The sequence below is a fragment of the Agromyces cavernae genome, from assembly GCF_021044935.1.
Taxonomy (GTDB): domain Bacteria; phylum Actinomycetota; class Actinomycetes; order Actinomycetales; family Microbacteriaceae; genus Agromyces; species Agromyces cavernae.
The window spans coordinates 17466-36746 of sequence record NZ_JAJNMP010000006.1 but is presented as its reverse complement, the minus strand read 5'-3'; the positions used below and the strand labels follow the sequence as shown (position 1 = coordinate 36746).

Genomic DNA, 19281 nt, shown 5'->3' with positions numbered 1-19281 from the left:
CGCGCTAGCGTTTCGTTCCATGACTTTCTTGAATGTGATGCGGCGCCTTGAATGAATCAGGTCAAGAGCGGGCAGGGCGGGTGCGCACGATGATGTGGCTCGGTATCGTGCTCGGGCTGGCGCCAGCGTGGTTGTTCGTGATCGCGGCGTTCACCGGTCTGGGGCCGGCGACCGCGTCGCTCACGTTCGCGCTGCCGGTGCTCGCGGCGACGGCCGGCACGGTGTGGGCGTGGGTGCAGCTACGCCGTGCTGGGGCGATCGGACCGGAACGCGTAGTCGCGATCGTCGCGATTGTCCCGGGCATCCTCGGGTACGGAGCGTGGGTGTACCTCGCAAACCTCGGCATCCGATTCGGTGACGGCCCGCTGTAGCTATCCCCTGCTCGCTCCGACAGCGGAAGGGCGGCCCCACCCGTGGCGCCGTGGAGCAGTCGGCCATGCCGGGTGGTCGCGTGAGGCCGGGCCCCGGGTCATCAGCGTGTGGGTGCACCCTGCGAAGCACCAAGTCGGAGCGAAGAGGTGTGTTACGAGGCCAGACGACACGCTTCGGTCTCTCAGAAACGCGCCGGTTCCTGATCTCTACCATGCGCACTGCTACGATCAGATCCGATCTGACCTGCTCGATCCATCGAATTGTTCACATCGGGGGGCACCCATGACGCAAGACGTCTCACGCCGCAAGGTTCTGCAGGGTATCGCCTGGTCGGCGCCGGTCATCGCCCTCGCCGTGCCGGCGCCGGCATACGCGGCGTCGCCGGCGGCCTCACTCGAGCTCGCGCTCACCCAGTTCTCTCATGACGCCAACACCCATACGACCGTGTACGACGTCATCGTGACTCCCCGCGGCACCCCCACCACGGACGCCATCGTCGTGCAGTTCCAGGTTCCCGGCGCGTCCTCGATCGATTTCGAAGACATTCCCGGCATTTCGGGCATGACCCAAGTCAACCTCTCAGGTATCACCATCACGCTAGCCAGCATCCTGGTGCCCGTTCCGGTGAACATCTCGGTCGGCGCCCGCATCACGGTCGTCACCAGGGCAAACGCGTCCGTCCAAGCCACGGCAACCTCGCCTGGCTTCGAGCCAGCAGTGGCGACCGCCCCCCTCCCATAAAACAACGCGGCGCCCCGGTCGGCGAGCGTTCCGGTCTGACGTAACGGTGCTCGCCACGCGCCCGGTGCCCGGTGCCAACGACCAACACGCTCGGCGCACATGCCCCCAGACCGGCCGTCAGTCACGCACCCCGGTCACGAGCGCACGCACGCTGGTACCGACCGCACTGTTCCAGTGCTCGCCGAACGACTGGGGCAGAGGGGTGGTCTCGACTCAGGCCGTCACGTGGTCCCGAAACAGGTTGACATAGTCACATCTATCGGCGAAAGTCACACTCAGCGCCGTCTGTTGCCCGTTCCGCTTGGGTCCCTAGGTGACCGAGCGCAGGAAGCGACGCAGCTCGCGGGTGACTTCGTTTGGCGCCTCCACGCTGCTGACGTGACCCGGTCCGTGGAGCACGACGAGCTGGGAGCCCCGCACCACGGCGTGCATCGCCTCACCGACCGCGACGGGGGCTCGTACGTCATGATCGGCGTAGAGCAGAAGCGTGGGTACATCAACCTCGGGCAGCACGTGACTCTGGTCCTCGAAGCTGGCGCGGGCCATCGCCCGGAAGCCGTCCGGGCGGAACACCCGGACACGATCGACGAACGAAGCCACGACCTCGAGGTCGACCGACGGCGAAAACATCGACGGCACCATAGCCGCAGCAAACTGCTCGGGCGACAGTTCTGACACCTCCAGCGCCCGAGCCAGCCGCTTCTCGGCTTCTGCGTACCCAAGCGAGCCACGCCAGCCGGCGTACCCACCCACGATTGCGAGCGACGACGCGAGCCCGCGATGCCGATGGAACGTGGCCAGCACCAACGCACCGCCGAAGGAAAGCCCGACCAAGTGGGCCGGCGCGATCCGCAACGTTCGGACGAACGCTGCGAAGCAGTCCGCGTACGCGTCCATGCCGAACCCGTCCGGCGGGTCAGACGATCCGCCGGCTCCGGGCGCATCCCAGGCGACCACGGTGAACTCGTCAGCGAGCGCGTCGATCTGCCCGCCCCACGTCGAGCGACCGTCACCGACGAAACCGTGCGCCAGCACCACCGGCGGTCCGCTCCCGGCTAGCTCGTAGGCGATTTCCAGCCCGCCAACGTCCACGCGCATAGCCGCAGTCTAGGCAAATGGCAATGCGCACACTCTTGGCGCGCCGGCCAATCACCCCGGCTCCAGCGGCCAATGGGGATCGGCTACCGGACTCCGCGTGATGCGTGTTCAACGCCAAGGTGGCGTTGACAACGGTCACCCTGAATGACGTCTTCATCCGCGCCGCCCAGCCCTGACACGCAGGGCGGTCATGTCGTGTCAGATCACGACACCGAAGTTCGTGGCGATGCCGAACCCCACGCTCGCGAGGACCGCCACACCGGCGAGGACAAGCGCAGTGATCGTGACCGCCCCTGCTCGGGCGCGAACGGCGAGGATCGCAAACAGCAGAGCCAACGCGGAGAGAACCCAGACGCCGATGATAAACGGTGAGACGAGCAGGATGAACGCGAATCCACCGGCGGCGACGACGAGGAGGAAGAACAGCAACGGGGGCGCGGAAAGGACGATCGCGGCGATCGCCAGTGCGATGCCCCAGGAGGCGGGTCGGGAGGCCTCGGCTCGGGCCGGCTCAGCATCGGTCATGCTGGACGTTACCGCGGAAAACTCCTCACACGCCATCGGGCGCCCACCCGTGTTCGGCGAATCGCGGCGACGACACGCGTTCGAGGGAGTGATATCACCTCGTTACGGCGCTACTTTATGCTCACGCAACTCCGCGGAGTCAAAGGAGCCTCACATGGCCGGATCTCGTCCCGGCGGCGTCACTCTCGTCGCCGTCCTCGCCTGGATCAGCGGTGCACTGCAGATCCTCGGCGGCATCCTTGTCCTCGTCCTGCATACCGACGTACCGGGAGGGACTACTGCCGCGTGGGTCAGCATCATCATCGGTGTCATCACCATCCTGGTCAGTCTCGGCCTGTTCCGAGGCAGCAACGTCGCCAGGGTGATCGTTACGATCGTGTTCGTGCTCAACCTGGCGGCTGCGATCTGGGTGATGGTCGCTGTTCCGGCGCAGTTGTGGTCGGCGGTCATCGGCGGGCTCGCAGCGTTGATCGGCCTCATCCTGCTGTACTCTGCGCGCGCGAACGAGTTCTTCCGCGCCTGAACACGTCGGAAGGGGCAGACGGTGAGGTAAATCCGCATGAAGCGTTCCGCTGACCCTTCGGCAGATCCCGGCAGCCCGTCGCCCACCGCCACCGGTGTGGTGATGATCGCGATGGCGATCGCCGTATGGTGGCCCGCGTTCACGCTCGGGGCCTGGGGAGAGCTGTTCTTCGACCAGATCCTGACCGTCTGGGCGGCGTCGACCGCTGCATTCTTCTTCGTCGTGTTCGACCGTCGCCCGCAACGGCGCCGGGCGCTCAAGGCGGTCGCGCTGCTGCTGCCCAGTGTGTGGGTGCTGCTCGGGTTCATCGAAGCGAGCTCGGACGACCCGCTGACGCTTCTCGGTGATGCTGTCGGATTCATCGCGGTGTTCTTCGCGATCCCGTTCACGATCTGGATCCTGGTACGCGTGATGTGGCCGGAGTTCGGCAGCACCATCCCGATCGGATCGCGATGGGTCATCGTCCTCACGATCGCGGGGATCGCGGTCGCGTCGTTCCTGCTCGGGGTGAGCCATCCGAATTTCCTCACCTGCGACCACTTCGCGGTCAGCGGCAACTCCGAACCGCCCGGGTGTACGCCCGCCGTCCCGTGAATCGGGCCCAACCAACCTCATGGCCGGTACACCCGAGGGGTGCGAGGCGTCCGCTTTGGCGGTCGTTCGGGGAACAGCCGACTGCCCCGCAAGTGGATCGTCTAGCGGCACGCACTTGATCGCGCAGACCAGCTGAGCGGGCCGCTAGCCTCGAACGATGCAAGAGCACGAGCACGCGCTGACTGGCGGGAACGCGACGCAGGGCGTCGTGCGGGTCGGCGCGACCGTGCGCAAACCCTGGACCCCTGCCACTGCCGGCGTTCTCGAGTTCATGGGCGCGGTGCGGTCCGCGGGCGTCGATGTGCCGGAACCGCTGGGCCAAGACGAGCTGGGCAGGCAGGTGACCGAGTTCGTTCCAGGCCGCCTCGCCCTCGAACTGCCGTCGCTCAGCCCTGCCGACCTCGCTCGCGTCGGGCAGATTGTCAGAGCGATCCACGACGCCAGCGAAGGCTTCGTCCCACGAGCTTTCGCTGCATGGGACACGCTGATTCCTGCCCCGGACGATGAACTGGTCTGCCACAACGACCTCGCGCCGTGGAACCTGATCGTTGGCGACCGCTGGGTCTTCATCGATTGGGACGGCGCCGGGCCGAGCACCCGGCTCTGGGATCTGGCATACGCCGCACAGGCGTTCACCCTCTCGGACGCGAGTGAGGACCCGAAAGTTGCTGCGGAGCGATTGAAGGCCTTCGTCGACGGGTACGGAGCGACCACCGAATTGCGTAGCGAACTGCCGTCCACGATGGCGCGGCGTGCCGAGGCGATGTACGACCTCCTCCATGCGTCACACAGATCAGGGCGCGAACCGTGGGGATCGATGTACGTGAACGGTCACGGCGCGCACTGGCGGGTGGCGGCTGACTATGTTCAGCGAAGTCAGTCCACTTGGCTGGAGGCGCTCACCGCTCGCGTCCCGTGAAGGATCCCCAAGGGGCCTGCTGCAAGATGTTCGGGTGGCAAACTTCTTCGGGCGTCGACGCGAGGCGCTCTGGCGTGTCGATCAGTATCGAGGTCAGCGCTCGATTGATGTTCAGGCGACGCAGTTGGAGGCGCACGGGGTCTCCAAGCGCAGCGAGCAGAAGAAGATCCTGGCGGAGTGGGTCGAATTCCTCGCCGGGACGACCACGCGCGTCACACACCTCGACCTCGTGTGCCGCGTGCCTCAAGAGCTGCTCGATGCAGCCGGCGGGCAACCTCAACTGAAGTCGCTCTCGGTGAAATGGGGCCCATACTCGGACCTGGGTGTCTTGTCCTCGCTGGAGGAACTGCGCACGCTTTCGCTCGGCGGCGCCCGCGCGGTCACAGATCTTCGACCGCTCGCCACCCTTGACCGGCTTCAGACGCTCGTGTTGGACCAGCCATTCTCCGTCAGCAACCCGGAGGTGATTGGTCAGCTCCGGTCGCTCGAGACCCTTGCCTTCGGCAACGGCCATCTGGGTTCGGACCGGACGCTCGACGTGGTGGATCTCGAGTGGATCAGGCTGCTTCCAAACCTCCGCACTCTTCACCTTCCTGGGACCCGACTTCCTGCCGAGCAACTGGCGACGCTTGCAGCTCTTCCGAGCCTGGTCGAGCTGCAAATCCCGCTTCGCCGCGAATATCGGAAGACGGTGTTCGAACTCGCACACAGCAGCAAGCCGTTCGCCCGCCTTGCCAAGGAGTACGAAGCACTCGAAGCCCATCGGGCGGCTTCGCGTTAGCCCATCCCGCAGCGGGACTCATCGCTGAAGCGATCCGGGGCCGCTGGCGGCCTGCCCTCTGCTGTTACCTTGTCCGCGTGGATCAGTTTCGGGAGCACCCGTCCAAGGCATGCGTGTGGGATGGAACGCAGCTGGTTCCCGTTGCTGATGCAACCGCGGCGGAGTCGGTGGTGTGGTTCGTCCTGCCACCCGACCCCGACATGCCGCGCGACTATGCCGTCTGGGAGGCGCTGAACGCGACGCAGGTCGAGCATGATGTCTACCGTCTCTGCGCCTCGCCGGCCCTGTTCGCGCGAGTCGCGTTCGGCGACCGCGTCGACGTGATCAGATCGGGTGAGGGAGCGTTGGTAGTCACGTCAATTGCCGGCCGCGGGGGCTACACCAGCGCTCGACTCTGGTTCGAGGACGGGGGCGACACGTGGCGCCTTCCTGTGGAGAGCCTCGCTCAAGCTGGTTGTGTCGTCGACATCTACTCAGAACGACTCGTTGGGATCTCGTGGCCTTCGGCCCTCGATGAAATCATCCCCTCGCTCGAGCGCATGGAATCAGAAGGAGTCTTGATCTACGCGACGGCGTAAGGCCCGAGGATCCGCAAGCGGATCCCATGACGCCGTCCTTCAGCGCCTCATCCCGGTCCGATCTTCACGAGGCGGCATGCGAGCGGCAATCGTCGACGCACGCCCGGCCGAGCAGCCACGCGGCTCGGCGAAGCCCGGCTCATCCCTCGAGCTGTGGGCGGTGGCCAGTCGACGACTCGACAGCGTCGTTGATGTCGGCGCCGCCCTGCTCGACGAGTTCGGCGAAGAGTCGGCCGCTGACGACGAGCCCGTCGCGCACCGTGAACTGGGTGATCGCGCGCAGCTCGAACGGCTCACCCTGCTCGGTCGTGCCCCACCAGTGCCACTCGCTCCACACCACGTCCCCGTCCTGCACCGACGCCAGGACCTCGGCGCGCAAGTCGGGGACCCCGGTGAAGATCGCGCCCCAGTTCGCTTTCATCTGCGCCCGGCCGCCGAAACCTCGTGCCGGGTGGAAGGGCTGCTCGCTCTGGTAGTCGTGGTGCATCAGCGCCGCCATACCCTCGAGGTCATGGGCGTTGGTCCGCTCGACCATCTGCCGGATGACCTCAATACCGTTTGCTGCCATCTCGTTCCCCTTCCTCCGACCCCGCTCACAAGCGTCCTACGGCGAACTGCGCCTGACCCACCACCCCGTGGATGAATCCGACCCCTATTCGGCCACGCGACCGCGACGGCCAAGCGCGTACCCCGCCACAGCACCCAATCCAATGAGGCCCACGACCGTGACGGCGGCGCCGACGACTGCAGGCTGCGTCAGCACGACGAAGCTGCCCGGGACGAACACCGAATCGGACAGCGGCTGGTAGGCGAACCATCCGAACGACACGGATGCTTGGCTCGACACGACAACCAGCAGGGCTCCACAGAGGACGAGAACACCCAAGAGGATGAGCGCGACAAGTAGTGCTCCGGACATTCGCTGCACGTCGCCACCCTACTGATCGACACCCCCAACGCGGCCCCGCTCAAGGATCCATGAACGCGACGCTCGTGATGGCGCGCGGGCTTGTGCCATCCCTGCGTTCACGGCCCTAATTCGTGCATCCGAGCGCTCGTAGGCGTCCTTGAGCGCGGCAACCGTATCGGTTGTCGACCAGGCCGTTCGGCGGGCGGGCGGTCTTCGAGCGCTACCGACGCACGCGTCCGCGACGAGACCGACTGATCGCGGCATCCGATCATGCCGTTCCGGCTGCAGAACGACGATGTCATGCGATCAGGGTGTGGTGGCGACGCACCTGAGTGGCTACGCTGACGCCGCAGCAGAGCGTTTCATGGGGAAGCGAGGATGAGATGTCGATGTTCGATGCCACACAACCGATACATGGGGGTGCTGCCTTTCGCACGCACATCGATCCCTTCACGTTCCCGGAGGACTCGCTCGATCCCGATGAGACCTACGAGCTGATCCACACGGGGCTCATGCTCGACGGACGCGAAACGCTGAACCTCGCGTCGTTCGTGACCACGTGGATGGAGCCGCAGGCGGAGAAGCTGATCCACGACTCACTGCGCAAGAACCACATCGACCACGAGGAGTACCCGGCCGCGTCGCTCATCGAGGAGGCGTGCGTGCACATGCTGGGTCACCTGTTCCACGCGCCCGACTCTGCCGAAGTGGTCGGGGTCGCCACGATCGGTTCCTCGGAGGCGATCATGCTCGGCCTGCTCGCGCACAAGCGACGCTGGCGGGATCGGCGCCGTGACGCCGGGTTGCCGACCGACCGGCCGAACGTGGTGTTCGGAGCCGAAACGCACGTCGTGTGGGACAAGTTCGCCAACTACTTCGATGTCGAGATGCGAAAGATCCCGATGCGGCCCGACCGATTCGTGATCAGCGCCGACGATGTCGAGCAGTACGTCGACGAGAACACGATCGCCGTCGGTGTCGTGCTCGGCACCACCCATATCGGTGAGTCCGACCCGATACCCGAGATCAACGAACGGCTGCGCAAGATCAAGGCCGACAAGGGCTGGGACATCCCGATCCACGTCGATGGCGCCAGCGGTGGATTCATTGCCCCGTTCGCGCACCCGGACTTCCTCTTCGACTTCCGGCTCGAGCAGGTCGCGTCGATCAACGCGTCCGGCCACAAGTACGGGCTGGTGTACCCCGGCGTGGGGTGGTTGGTCATGCGCGACCGGTCGATGCTGCCCGAAGACCTCGTCTTCAGCGTCAACTACCTCGGCGGTGCCCAGCCCACGTACACGTTCAACTTCTCTCGCGGCTCGGCGATGATCCAAGCCCAGCTGTACAACTTCGTGCGCCTGGGCCGTCGCGGGTATGAGTCGATCGTGGCGAATATGCTCGACAACGCCCGTCACCTGAACGAGCGGCTCGAATCCAGCGGCTGGTTCGAGATCCTCAACCCGGGTCTCGCCGAGCCGGTGGTGACGTTCCGGCTGAAGGGCGATCCCGGTTTCGACGTCTACCACTTGTCGGCGCGACTGCGCGAGCACGGTTGGATCGTGCCCGCGTACAGCCTTCCACCGAACGCCGAGGACGTACACCTGCTCCGTGTGGTCGTGCGCCTGGACCTGAGCCGGCAGATGATCGACATCCTGCTCCGCGATATCGAGGATGCCTGCACGCACCTCGCGGCCGAGAAGCCCGGTGACCGCAAGAGTCCGACACCGGATCTCTGGACGGCGCCGGCCCTGCTCGCCGCTCACCAGAAGGCTCGCACTGGTCAACGTCGTGAGTGAGACTCGGCAGAGATGACGGATGCCGCGCCAGACTCGCCGCATTGTCGGCACCGTGCCGGGTCAGAGTTCGTCTTCCTGAAGCTCGCGACTTCATGCTGGCCAAGGTCACGGGCGTCGACCGAGGGCGAGCACGGGTGACCTCACGATTTCGGTCGTGCGCTTTTGCGATGGCGGCGAACTGTCGAGATCCCGGCCGGAGTTGGAGCCGCATCTGGTGAGGGTCCGCTGGTCGGAGTCACCTAGCACGCTGCGCTCAGTATTGGCGTTGCCCGGACGTCCGGTCCCGGAGGATGCAGTTCTGAGCCGCTGCCGCGAGGCCGGTGTGTGTGGCGGTGCTAGCCTCTGACTGGATCGGGCGACGTCGTCTCAGATCGTGAGGTGCCTATGGCTCGGTGGACCATGAGTCGCCTTGTCCGCAGCAGTGCGCGGTCACCTGCCGGGCGATTCGTGTTGCGAGTCGCCCGCGATCTGGCCGACCTGGGCCTTATCGATCGCGGCATGACCCTCGCCGCACACACATTCACGTCGGTCCTGCCGATCCTGATCGTCGTAGGCGCGTTGCAGTCCAGACTCGACCCCCGGACGGCCGCGATCTTCGCGGAGCACATGGGATTCGATGCGGCCACGGCCGAGACTCTGGAGAAGTCGCTGCCGGGAGGCGCTCAGGAGCTACGCGCGACAGGTGTTATCGGCGTGATCCTCCTCGTCATCGCCGCGACCTCGTTCGCGCGGGCTCTGGAACGGAGCCTTCGCAGGATCTGGCGCACGCCCGCTGTCAGCCTGAAGTTCGCCTGGCGGTGGCTCGCGGCGGTTACAGCGGTCGTCATCGGGATCGCGGTGGTCGTCGCGACGCGCATCATCATTCGCGATGAGGGACCTCTGCCCGTGATCGAGTTCATCGCCGAGGTCGTGCTGTGGGGCGCGCTGTGGTGGGTCGCTTCGTGGATCGTCGTCAATCGCCGGATCAGCCTTCGAGAGTTGCTGCCCGGCTCCGTTCTCGCGGGGATCGGGTTCGCCGTGGCCGGAAGGTTCGGCAGAGTGTTCCTGCCACCGCTACTCGCAGACTCGGCACAGCGATTCGGCGTTTTGGGCATGGCATTCACCTATATCGGATGGCTGCTCGTGCTGGCTTGCATTCTTCTCATCGCGGCGACGGTCGGTCGAGTCGTGCATCTCACCTACTCGGGGCGAGCATGGCGTCACACCGCTTCGAGGTTCCCAGCCGATGCTCGAACAGGTGGGATGTAGAAGCGAAACCCGATGCGCTTCCCTGAAGCACACCGCGGGAGATCCGGCGCAGCTTCGGGCCATGGCCGAGGAGTTCGAGAATCCGACGCCGCCGAGCTCGGCGCCCTGAAGCATAACGTGGCAACGAGAAGTGCTACCACCCACCCTTGGAGCTCGTCCCGAGAGGTCAACCCGCATCGCCGAGCCCCTACAGCTCCCTAGTCACCGCCCGCGAGCCGATCGTTTGTGACACGGCTCGGGACCGATCCGTGTGGGGTGCCGGCAGGTGAGCAACCCGCCACCCCGACCACGAAAAGAAGTGACGTGACCGAGTGCGGAGAGCGCCGCGTGTGCGCCTTCCTCGTACCCCGACTTGGGCCGGCGGGCAACTCTCCCGCTGAGATGCTTGCGTCGGTACGCTTCGATCAACACGATCGGAGGGCCCAATTGGGCATCATCGGCGAGGTCAAGGCAGCGCACGGCATGATCGAGTACTCGGACGCCGTCGGCGGACTGCCGTGGGAATTCACGAAGTTCCCGAACGGCACCCCGTTCTTCCGCCTGCCGGTCATCCCGCCGTACGCGGCGTTGATCGTCCCGCGTGCCCGGAAGTGGTGGCTATTTGCAGACCCGAATGGCGGCGGAAAGGCCGAGTTCGAGGTCCAGATTGGCGCCCTCTCCGAACCCGCTCGCCTGATCGTTGACCGAGCCATCACACAGCTCGCAATGCTCGCGTCGCAGCTCACGGCATCACAGAAACCCGACGCGGCCGACGCACTCGTCGCGGTGACATACATGTTCTCGACACTCACCGGCAACGCGCTCCTTCACGCCGGCGCAGCAGACCTCATTGGCTCGAACCGGGTGCGCCGCGGCGATGCCGAAGGCGCGCTGGCGTACCTCAGCGAAGCGCGCGACCTGTTCCAGCAGCTCGGCGATCCAGAGTACGTGAACGTCGCCGAAAGGGTGATGTTCGCCGAGCTCGTCACAGGGAAACTCGTACTCGAGGAAGACGAGGAAGACGAGGAAGACGAGGAAGACGAGGAAGACGAGGAAGAGATCGAAGTAGCCAGCAGCGTGTCGGTCGAGCCGGGAGATATGGAGGACGACCTTGTCGACGACTCTATTTCGCTCGAGGAACTGGACGACGTAGACGACAATCGCGACGACCTCTTTATGGCGGTTGACATCACAACACTGATCCGTGATGCAGGAGACGCGTTTAGGCCGCTCGGCATCTTCGGTGGCGCCGTAGAGGACTCTGGATCAGATGCTGGTTTTTGGCTGCAACTTGCACCGAACCTGGAGGCGCGACTCGAAGAGCGGGCCGAAGAAGGAGACGCTGAGTGGTACGTGTCAGTTGCCGCTGACGAAGGTGACCTCGAATTGGCAGAGTACGCTCTGGCACCTGCGTCATCGATTGTTGCTCTGAACGCAATGGTCTGCTGCCTGCTTGAAGAGGCAGTTCAGCTCCTCACGGAGAAGGATGACGTCTGGGGCGACATCACTGAAGCTGTCACGAGGATCTACCCTGGCGTACCCGTCGGGCGCGCCGTGATTCAGCTCGGAAATCTGGCATCACTACTCGCAGAGCAACTACTGACATTCGCTTCGCCAGAAGCCGATCTCGAAGACAGACTGCTGCGGGATGACGAGCGCATCGCCTTACTCCTCGACACCGACGAGCGACGCGCTCTGCGCATGTACTTCCGACAACTCGACAACCGCCTCGAAGCCTGGTTTCACAAGCTTGTGGCAGTCGCGGATCGTCCGACCCCCTGGTACCTAAAGCCCCAGTGACCAATTGGGATTCCTACCCAAGACGTCGTCTCTTGGTCCTGAAACACGCTGTCATCGTCAGCAGCCCGTCGCCAAGGCAATCCTGCGTGTGCCCGTGTGGGGGTCGTCCAGCGGGCCGCCGGCCGCCTGATCGGCACGTCGCGCAACCTTCATCATCCTGGTGCCCGTATACCCCGCCCGGTGAACCTGCCCGCCCAAGGCGCCTCATATGCGACACCGTTGGTGTCTCACAACCTTGGAACTGGAACACCCGAGACAGGCCCCTCGAGAGATGCCGACACGCCGCCGAATTTCGTTCCATAACTATTCCCAAAAGGACTGTCCCAAATCAGCCGTGCGAAACTGACTTTCGATACGGTGGGCGGATGGATATTGGGTACGCCCGCGTGTCAACCGCGAAACAGGATCTCGACCGGCAGATCGACGCGCTCCGCCGCGAGGGCATCCCCGCCAAACACATCTACGTAGATAAGAAGTCCGGGTCCACCACAAACCGGCCGGGACTCCACGAAGCCCTGGACCAGGCCCGCAATGGCGACGTGATCGTCGTGCACACCCTCGATCGGCTGGGCCGTACGGTCCGGGACACCCTGAACCTCATCCACGACCTGGCCGACCGTGGTGTGGGAGTGCGGAACCTCGCCGATCCGATCCGAGTAAACTCGGCCAACCCCGACGACCACATGTCACAGCTGGCCGTCGTCATGCTCGCACTCTTCGGACAAATGGAACGCACCTACGCGATCGAACGCGCAGCCCACGCGCGCGCGGTGGCCGCGAGCAAGGGCAAACGCATCGGCAGGCCCAGCGTGGTCGATCCGACGAAACTCGGCTACGCGGCGCACCTGCGCGACGAGGGACACTCCATCAGCGAGATCGTGAAGAAGACAGGCATCACTCGCTCCAGCCTCTACCGGCACCTGCCGCCCCGCCCACCACGGACGCTGACCGCTAAGAAGCAGCAGAACGCCTGAAACCCCCGGCCTGCGTCCGTGACGGTTTGTGCAGGCGACTCTGGGTCAGAATGCAGATCCGTGCAGACCACTTCGAACCTCCCCCGTGTCCGAAGTGGTCTGCACAGACCCCGTACTTCCGCGGGAGCTTGTGCAGGTGACTTCGGAGAATGACACGCTTCGCCGGCAGTGTTCAAAACGGTCGTTTGCGGACGGTGCTGCCGCGGGCTTACGTCATTACGCCCGAACTCGGCACGAGGACGCTACTCGCCGATCCCTCGGTTTTGCCACTCCCCAAAGTTGACGCCCGTAATCGTGTCGAGCCATGACGTGCGTCCATTCGCAGCACGGCCGGACACAACGGCAGCGGCAGCAGAAGGGGAAGAGAAGACCACGTCCTTTGTGAACCGCGCAAGTTCGTCGTTGTCTTGCTGGAGAGTGCCATCGCTCAGCAGGCTTTCGTGGAGTTGTTGGTAACCCGGGTGTCGGTGAGTGCCCACCCAGGCGGCTCGTGCAATCGACCCCTCGAGCACTGTGAACTCTCCGTCCACCTCCTGTGCCCGTGCTGAAATTCCATACCGTGGAACCTCGAAGCGAAACGTTGGAGATGTTCGCTCGGCGAGCACACGGCCCTCCGTAGATTCGATGACTGGGGCGATTAGAGGACGAGTCGGCCGCAATTCGGTGATACCCAGCACCGGAAGCACGATCTGGACCTGACTGAGGTAGTACTCCATGTCGGAGATGTCAGCCTCAGGCAGGTGGATGGGCTGCGGTGCAGTCCCGTTTAGCAGGATCGCACGACGTGCCCCGGCAGCGGCGCCAATGAGGCGGGCCTCCAGGTACCGGGCGTGAGCCTTAGTCAGGTTGGCGTCCTTGGAAGTCAGGACGACGACTCGATCCCAGAAATCCTTACCTCCGGCGTCTTCACCGCGGGCGTGCTGACGCAGCCGCACGGCGATGTCATCGCCTTCACCGATGTAGATGGCCTTGCCGGAGGCTGACTGAGACGCTGGATCATCGCCCAGCAGGATGTAGACGCCCGTGCGACGCACCTCGTCGCGCGACAGCAAATCCGCTATGTCTGACCGCGGAGCTGCGACTACGTGGCCGGTCCAGTTCATGATTTCAGCCGTGAGAAGACCACCGGGCGTTCCATCGACTAGATACACGCGGATCTGCTTTCCGTTGACCACGTGTCCCCCTGAGCGGCGCTGAAAGTCGGTTCCGTTTGTTCGCGTTCGACTTCCAGCAGTCTCGCACGACCGTATGCGGCCAAACGCGTTCCCGTTTAGTGCCATAAGCATCGACGGGATAAGGACGGGGGCCCAAGCAACCCAGTGGGCGCTAACTCAGACATTCGGATTCTGCCTGCTGCCGTCGCGCCTCAAGGGCCCGCGTCGACGAGGAGCTGCGCAGCCGACGATGGATGGCCGGTCGCGCAGTTCGAGTGTCAATCCGAGCGCGTTAGCGATCTTGCCAATCGTCGCCATGTTCACGTCATCGCCTCGCTCGACTCGAGCTACAGAAGGTCGGGAGACCCCCGCTGCATCGGCAAGCTCTGTCTGAGACCAACCGCTTGCCAGTCGCGCCGATTGCACGACCTGACCCAGGCCGTGTGCCTCACTGAGCCGCCGGCTCATGGCGACGCTGCCTGCTCGAGCTTGATGGTCTTCTCGGCACGTGCACGGAGAACACGGCCGTACTCCGTCATGCCATCCCAGTCCACGACCGGCTCGTCGCGCTCATTCGTCGTGACGGGCACCATGATGCGCTGCCGGCTCAGTCGGTGAAGCGTGAGCTTATAACCGAACCCGAACTTGGGAACGCATTGCTGCGTGAGCAGCGTGACCATCATCAGGAGCGCTTCTGCTGTCGCCGCGTCCGAGACTGGTTCGAGCGCCGTCACATCGTCGGACGCATTGAACGGCATCGGCTGGTACTTGGCATGACCGGTCCCCCCGTCACCGTTGTAGATGAGGGTGATCCAACCAGCAGGAAACAACGCCGGGACGTCCGCGAGGTCCACGATGCTGTTGTTGATCCTCGATCCAGCGATGAACGGTGTGCGGCCTGGCTTGCGATCTGCTGTGATGAGGCGCTTGCCCTTGTGCGCTCGGAAGATCCCATTCTGCTGTCCGGGTAGGTCGATGACGTACATCGGCTCGAACTTCAGATTGGGCAGATCCGTGTCGGCGTCGAAGCCGTCCGTTGTACGAGTGCTGTGCGTGCGCATGACAGCTGTGGCCATGAGTTCGGCACCCAGCCGCTCCATGCCGTCCCAGTCAACGATTTGCTCACCGGTGGTGTCCACCGTGACTGGAACCATGATGCGTGTCTTTCGAAGCCGGGCCATGGAGACGCCGTACCCCCACGAGAACTTGTTCATAGCACGCCGCATGATCGTCACGAGAACGATTCCAGACCGCTCGTTGAGCCGCTCGTGGCGGAAGAGGAGGAAATTCTGCGCAGTATAGAACGCCACTGGCTGGTAGAACGTCGCTTGTGTCTTGAGCGTGACAGTGATGCAGTTACCGGGTTCGGGAGCAACGTCTTGGTCAGCGACAATCGCTGCAATGCTGTTGGCCGACTGAGTCTGACTCAGGTACGGAACTGTGGGGTCCCCATTCTTGAGGTGCACCTTATCGAACCATGCGCTTGAGGCCTTCATCGACTCAAACACGTCGGTGATGAGCAATGGCGCAAACGTGAGTTCTCCGTAGATGCTCATGCCGTGACCTCTCCCAGCTCGTCTTCATCCGAGATAGGGGCAATAAGTTCGCCGAGGCCGTGCGTGTGCATGTCGACCTGCCACGTCACGAAATCCGCCACGGTCGCGTAGAAGTCCTCGTACGTCGCCGGCTGATCGTTGAAGTAGAAGTAACTGTGCTGCCACTCGTCGGTTGCCGTGACCTCAGAGCGCACGATGAAGTGCGTGTCGTCGGCTACGCCGTCCTTGATGACTTCGAGGACGTGCTTGCGGCGGTCGGCCGCGCGTCCGTCATCGACGAGGCCCACGTGCTGGCGGACCTTGTATCCGTCATCTTTGAAGTCGATGAATGCCGTCTTCTTCGTGGCCGGGTGCGGCACGCCTGCCGTGAAGAGCACCACGACGACGTGCGTGCCAATGCCGTGGAACGTGTCGGGGTTCATGGTGAGTACCGCGTCGAGCGTGTGCTCCTTCATGATCCGTGCCTTGAGTTCCTTGTCCTCTTTCGTCTTGCCGACCATGGCCGACTGCGGCGCGATCGCGGCGAGCCGACCACGCACCTCGAGGTGGGAGAGCGCATGGTGGATGAACGACAGCTCCGACAGGTGGCGAGTGTCCTTGCCCTTCGACTGCGAGTAGGGCGGGTTCATGAGGACCTTCGTGAAGCCCTCGAGCTTGCCGGGACGCTCGGGGTTGTATGGGAAGAAGTCCTCGTGGGTGACGTCGAAGAAGTTGTGGCGTTGGAAGTTCGCCTTGCCGTCTCCGCGCAGGATCATGTTCGTCGTACCAACGGCGAACAGCTTGTCCTGGAGCTCCACGCCGTGGAGGCGGAACCTCTTAATCTCGTCGAGCTTCTCGGTGAGCAGCTTCTCTTCGTGGCCGTAACGTGCGATCGCGTCATCGAACATCCGACGCATGGCCGCGATGAGGAATGCCCCCGACCCGGCGGTGGGGTCGAGAACGACGTCGTCGCCATTGACGTCGATCAGCTCTGCCATGAGATCGGTGATGTGGTGGGGTGTGAGCACGATCCCGAGCGAGTTGCCGTCAGAGCCGCCGTACTTGACGAACTCGCCGTAGAAGTTGCCTAGCACATCGAAGGCCGTGTATGAGGGGTCTGACACGACTTCGAAGACGTCGTGGTCGAGGATCTCGGTGAAGTGGCGCAGGGGGGTCTTGCCGAGGTCCTTGTTCTTTCGGTTGAGCAGCACGTGCCGTTTGATGAAGGAGAAGCGGTCGAGCATGATGCCGATCTTCTGCTTCGGGCCGAGATCGGCTTCGTCGCTCTCCAGGTACTCCTTGGCCGCGTTGTAGACCTTCTCGCCATCCTTGTAGCCATTTCGCTGGTCGCCAGTGAGGTCGTTCAGCAGCTCGGGGCGGTACTTGAGCGCGAGCAGAATGGCAGAGACGAGCGTCGCCTTGTTCTCGTTCTCCAGAGAAGCGTGGTTTCGCATACCTTCGTGAAGGATCGCAGCGACCTTGCGGATCTCCCGAACGTCACGCTCCTCTTGTGGGAGCTCACCGCGCACCGCGACGCGGTAGTACTCGTCGATGCTCTCGGGTGCGAACGTCGTGAGCGTCTCGAGACTCTCGAGCTGCTTCGGCGCGGCGCCGGTCTCGACGAACGCGACGGACATGTCGTAGTGACTCTCGGTCCCGGCGACACCGATCGCAAAGACCTTCTTACCCGTGCGCTGCGCGAACACGAGCGCGTAGTGCACCGCGCCGTTGAGGGCGTAATTCGCCCGGGCAGGGTACGTTGTATCGATCTGACCCTCGTCGTCAAGCGAGACGGAGTCCTCGTACCTTCCCTTGTCCTCGATGACGACTAGGAAGTCACCAGACTCGATGACGAACTCGGGTTTGCCGCGACCTGTACCGTTGGATTTCGAGGCACCGTCGAGTGCGTCGTAGATGTAGGCAGGCGCATCGGCGCAGCTCTGCTCCCAGGGTCGGGTGAACCCGATCTCCCGCAGCATGTCGCGGACGAACTGGTCGGTGGATCTTTCGTTGCCCACGGTGGTCGGGACCTCATTTCAACTTCGGACTTGTATCAATTAATTCACATATCCGCGCGCTGCGCGTGGAACTGTCCAGCGGACGGCGCGGGCACCGCCGCCGCCGTAAGTGAATGCCACTGTCTTGGTGACCCCGAGCGGGTTCCTCATGGGGCGTGCGCTAGAACATCCTCACGACCGAGCCGGACACGTTCGACTGGCTGGTCGACCTGATCGGCAAGCTCGGCGAAGAGGAGGACGCGTACCACGCGACCTGCTTGCTGCTCATCGACTACGGCGCCGAACTCGCCGCCGACGAGATGATCGAGGCGGCCGGCGTCGACGAGGCCGCGGAGGAAGCGTCGTGATCGTTCCGGCCGAGGAAGTCGACCAGCTTCTGGCCGAGCTTCCGATCGTACGGGTGATAGAGGGTGACACCGTCGATGCGCGACTTCACTCGAGCGTGTTCCTCGCTGCTCTGGTGAATCGGACGCTCGACGGCACCCCGATCACGCTGCACCGCGGGGCGCGCGAGCGGCGGAGGACTGCGACCGTCGTCTGATCACCGCGCGGGAGGCCGGCGGCCGAGCGCATGAGGATCGGACTACGGGCGGTGCTCAGTGTGCGGCTATTGCGCGGTGGCATCCTCTTCGACGGTGTCGGCTGCGACCTCAAGCGCCACACGGGTGAGTGTCTCTTCGGCGGGTAGAGCTGCTTGGGCGGATGCTGTCAGGTCGTACCTCGAGACGGCGACCGGCTGTGCGGTGCCGGCAAGCGCGTAGCGGACGACGGTTTCGTTCTTCTCGGCCACCAGCAGCATCCCTACCGTGGGCTGGTGCTTGTCGGGGATTCGCAGCCGGTCGTCCACAAGCGCGACGTAGAAGCCGAGCTGACCGGCGTCGCGCGGGTCGAACTTGGTCGTCTTGAGCTCGATGACGACGTAGCGGAGCTGCTCGACATGGAAGAACAGCAGGTCCAGGTAGAAGTCGTCGCCGTCGACCTCGAAGTGCACCTGTCGGCCGACGAACGCGAAACCTGGGCCAAGCTCTCGCAACGTTTCGATGATCCGCTCGACGAGCCGCCCCTCAAGATCACGCTCGGCCGCGTCGCTGTCCACAGCTAGGAAGTCGAGAACGTAGGGATCCCGGGTGATCTGCTGTGCGAGTTCGGAGTCTCGCTGCTCGAGCGCGACGCGGAAGTTGGAGGATGCCACCCCTTCGCGCTCGTGCAGGCGCGTCACGATCTGATGGATGAGCATCGCACGCGCCCACTGATGCTGGGCGTCCTTCCTTGCGTACCAATCGCGCAGGGTCTGATCTTCGAGCTTGTCGAGCAGCTGGATGACGTGGCTCCACGGCAATTCGCCAACAGCCTGTTGGCGAATTGCGGTCTCATCCGGCCAGGCGATCGCGAACCGGCGCATGTAGCGGAGATTCGCCGGGGAGAATCCCTTCATCGTGGGGAACTCAGCGCGGAGATCGGCGGCGAGCCGGGCCAGCACGCCGGTCCCCCACGCCTCCTGCGCCTGCCGGTCGATGATGGTCCGACCGATACTCCACCACAGGTGCAGCATCTCGTTGTTCGCCTGCCGCTGAACCCGATACCGTGCCTCGTGCACGCGGCGCTTGATCTCCTCGAGCGTCGCGGCATAGTCGGTCGGTTCCAGATCCGTCATGAGCCCCAGCTTCCCACCTAATCTCCCTGATCCCGCCGAGCGGGAAGGCCGACTCGGACCATCAAGCCTGAGCACGGTCATC

Annotated in this window: 21 protein-coding genes; 12 read left to right on the top strand and 9 right to left on the bottom strand. The window is 64.1% G+C overall.

Annotated features, from left to right (window positions below; genetic code table 11):
- Positions 1-89 precede the first annotated feature (89 nt).
- Positions 90-371 (top strand): hypothetical protein, encoded by a 282-nt coding sequence (locus LQ757_RS18935; RefSeq protein WP_231048848.1) that lies wholly within the window; start codon positions 90-92, stop codon positions 369-371.
- 283 nt (positions 372-654) lie between these two features.
- Positions 655-1113, top strand: a complete 459-nt coding sequence (locus LQ757_RS18930; protein ID WP_231048847.1) for a hypothetical protein — start codon at positions 655-657, stop codon at positions 1111-1113.
- A 309-nt stretch (positions 1114-1422) separates the two neighbouring features.
- On the opposite strand, the gene LQ757_RS18925 is transcribed toward LQ757_RS18930, so the two are convergent.
- Both LQ757_RS18925 and LQ757_RS18920 read right to left on the bottom strand, forming a co-directional pair.
- On the bottom strand, positions 1423-2211 hold the full coding sequence (locus LQ757_RS18925) for an alpha/beta fold hydrolase (RefSeq protein WP_231048846.1): 789 nt from the start codon (positions 2209-2211) through the stop codon (positions 1423-1425).
- A gap of 198 nt (positions 2212-2409) precedes the next feature.
- Positions 2410-2772: a hypothetical protein gene (locus tag LQ757_RS18920; protein WP_231048845.1), complete on the bottom strand. Its 363-nt coding sequence runs from the start codon at positions 2770-2772 to the stop codon at positions 2410-2412.
- A gap of 118 nt (positions 2773-2890) precedes the next feature.
- Between LQ757_RS18920 and LQ757_RS18915 the strand changes: the two genes are divergently transcribed.
- From LQ757_RS18915 to LQ757_RS18895, 5 genes are all read left to right on the top strand, one after another.
- Positions 2891-3259, top strand: a complete 369-nt coding sequence (locus LQ757_RS18915) for a hypothetical protein (protein ID WP_231048844.1) — start codon at positions 2891-2893, stop codon at positions 3257-3259.
- A gap of 36 nt (positions 3260-3295) precedes the next feature.
- Positions 3296-3853: a hypothetical protein gene (locus LQ757_RS18910; RefSeq protein WP_231048843.1), complete on the top strand. Its 558-nt coding sequence runs from the start codon at positions 3296-3298 to the stop codon at positions 3851-3853.
- A 157-nt stretch (positions 3854-4010) separates the two neighbouring features.
- Entirely contained in the window at positions 4011-4772 is a 762-nt protein-coding gene (locus LQ757_RS18905) for a phosphotransferase (protein WP_231048842.1), read from the top strand.
- A 34-nt stretch (positions 4773-4806) separates the two neighbouring features.
- A complete protein-coding gene (locus tag LQ757_RS18900) occupies positions 4807-5553 on the top strand; it encodes a leucine-rich repeat domain-containing protein (RefSeq protein WP_231048841.1) in 747 nt (248 codons plus the stop codon).
- Positions 5554-5630: 77 nt separating this feature from the next.
- Entirely contained in the window at positions 5631-6131 is a 501-nt protein-coding gene (locus tag LQ757_RS18895; protein ID WP_231048840.1) for a DUF4265 domain-containing protein, read from the top strand.
- 139 nt (positions 6132-6270) lie between these two features.
- Here the strand turns inward: LQ757_RS18895 and LQ757_RS18890 are convergent, their stop codons facing one another.
- Together LQ757_RS18890 and LQ757_RS18885 are read right to left on the bottom strand one after the other, a co-directional pair.
- The gene (locus LQ757_RS18890; RefSeq protein WP_231048839.1) at positions 6271-6699 is read right to left on the bottom strand and encodes a nuclear transport factor 2 family protein; all 429 of its coding nucleotides are present in this window, start codon (positions 6697-6699) and stop codon (positions 6271-6273) included.
- 84 nt (positions 6700-6783) lie between these two features.
- On the bottom strand, positions 6784-7059 hold the full coding sequence (locus LQ757_RS18885; RefSeq protein WP_231048838.1) for a hypothetical protein: 276 nt from the start codon (positions 7057-7059) through the stop codon (positions 6784-6786).
- 371 nt (positions 7060-7430) lie between these two features.
- Here LQ757_RS18885 and gad point away from each other — a divergent pair, with 371 nt between their 5' ends.
- The 4 genes from gad (at position 7431) to LQ757_RS18865 (ending at position 12838) form a co-directional block, all read left to right on the top strand.
- Positions 7431-8837 carry a glutamate decarboxylase gene (gene gad / locus LQ757_RS18880; RefSeq protein WP_231048837.1) on the top strand — a complete coding sequence of 469 codons (1407 nt, stop codon included), beginning with the start codon at positions 7431-7433 and terminating at the stop codon, positions 8835-8837.
- Positions 8838-9335: 498 nt separating this feature from the next.
- Positions 9336-10085, top strand: a complete 750-nt coding sequence (locus LQ757_RS18875; protein ID WP_231048836.1) for a YhjD/YihY/BrkB family envelope integrity protein — start codon at positions 9336-9338, stop codon at positions 10083-10085.
- Positions 10086-10511: 426 nt separating this feature from the next.
- Positions 10512-11864 carry a hypothetical protein gene (locus LQ757_RS18870; RefSeq protein ID WP_231048835.1) on the top strand — a complete coding sequence of 451 codons (1353 nt, stop codon included), beginning with the start codon at positions 10512-10514 and terminating at the stop codon, positions 11862-11864.
- A gap of 365 nt (positions 11865-12229) precedes the next feature.
- Positions 12230-12838: a recombinase family protein gene (locus LQ757_RS18865; RefSeq protein ID WP_231048834.1), complete on the top strand. Its 609-nt coding sequence runs from the start codon at positions 12230-12232 to the stop codon at positions 12836-12838.
- 242 nt (positions 12839-13080) lie between these two features.
- Here the strand turns inward: LQ757_RS18865 and LQ757_RS19495 are convergent, their stop codons facing one another.
- The 4 genes from LQ757_RS19495 to LQ757_RS18845 form a co-directional block, all read right to left on the bottom strand.
- A complete protein-coding gene (locus LQ757_RS19495; RefSeq protein ID WP_231048833.1) occupies positions 13081-14013 on the bottom strand; it encodes a GIY-YIG nuclease family protein in 933 nt (310 codons plus the stop codon).
- Between the two features lie 156 nt (positions 14014-14169).
- Positions 14170-14460, bottom strand: coding sequence for a helix-turn-helix transcriptional regulator (locus tag LQ757_RS18855; protein WP_231048832.1), 291 nt, complete (start codon positions 14458-14460; stop codon positions 14170-14172).
- Complete coding sequence (locus tag LQ757_RS18850; RefSeq protein ID WP_231048831.1) at positions 14457-15548, bottom strand: restriction endonuclease subunit S; 1092 nt, start codon at positions 15546-15548, stop codon at positions 14457-14459. Before LQ757_RS18850 ends, LQ757_RS18855 begins: the two co-directional genes overlap by 4 nt.
- Positions 15545-17545: an HsdM family class I SAM-dependent methyltransferase gene (locus LQ757_RS18845; RefSeq protein ID WP_231048830.1), complete on the bottom strand. Its 2001-nt coding sequence runs from the start codon at positions 17543-17545 to the stop codon at positions 15545-15547. The genes LQ757_RS18850 and LQ757_RS18845 overlap by 4 nt, the downstream gene beginning before the upstream one ends.
- Before the next feature lie 343 nt (positions 17546-17888).
- Between LQ757_RS18845 and LQ757_RS18840 the strand changes: the two genes are divergently transcribed.
- The gene (locus LQ757_RS18840; RefSeq protein ID WP_231048829.1) at positions 17889-18086 is read left to right on the top strand and encodes a hypothetical protein; all 198 of its coding nucleotides are present in this window, start codon (positions 17889-17891) and stop codon (positions 18084-18086) included.
- A 66-nt stretch (positions 18087-18152) separates the two neighbouring features.
- On the opposite strand, the gene LQ757_RS18835 is transcribed toward LQ757_RS18840, so the two are convergent.
- Positions 18153-19199 (bottom strand): PDDEXK nuclease domain-containing protein, encoded by a 1047-nt coding sequence (locus tag LQ757_RS18835; protein WP_231048828.1) that lies wholly within the window; start codon positions 19197-19199, stop codon positions 18153-18155.
- Positions 19200-19281: the final 82 nt, after the last annotated feature.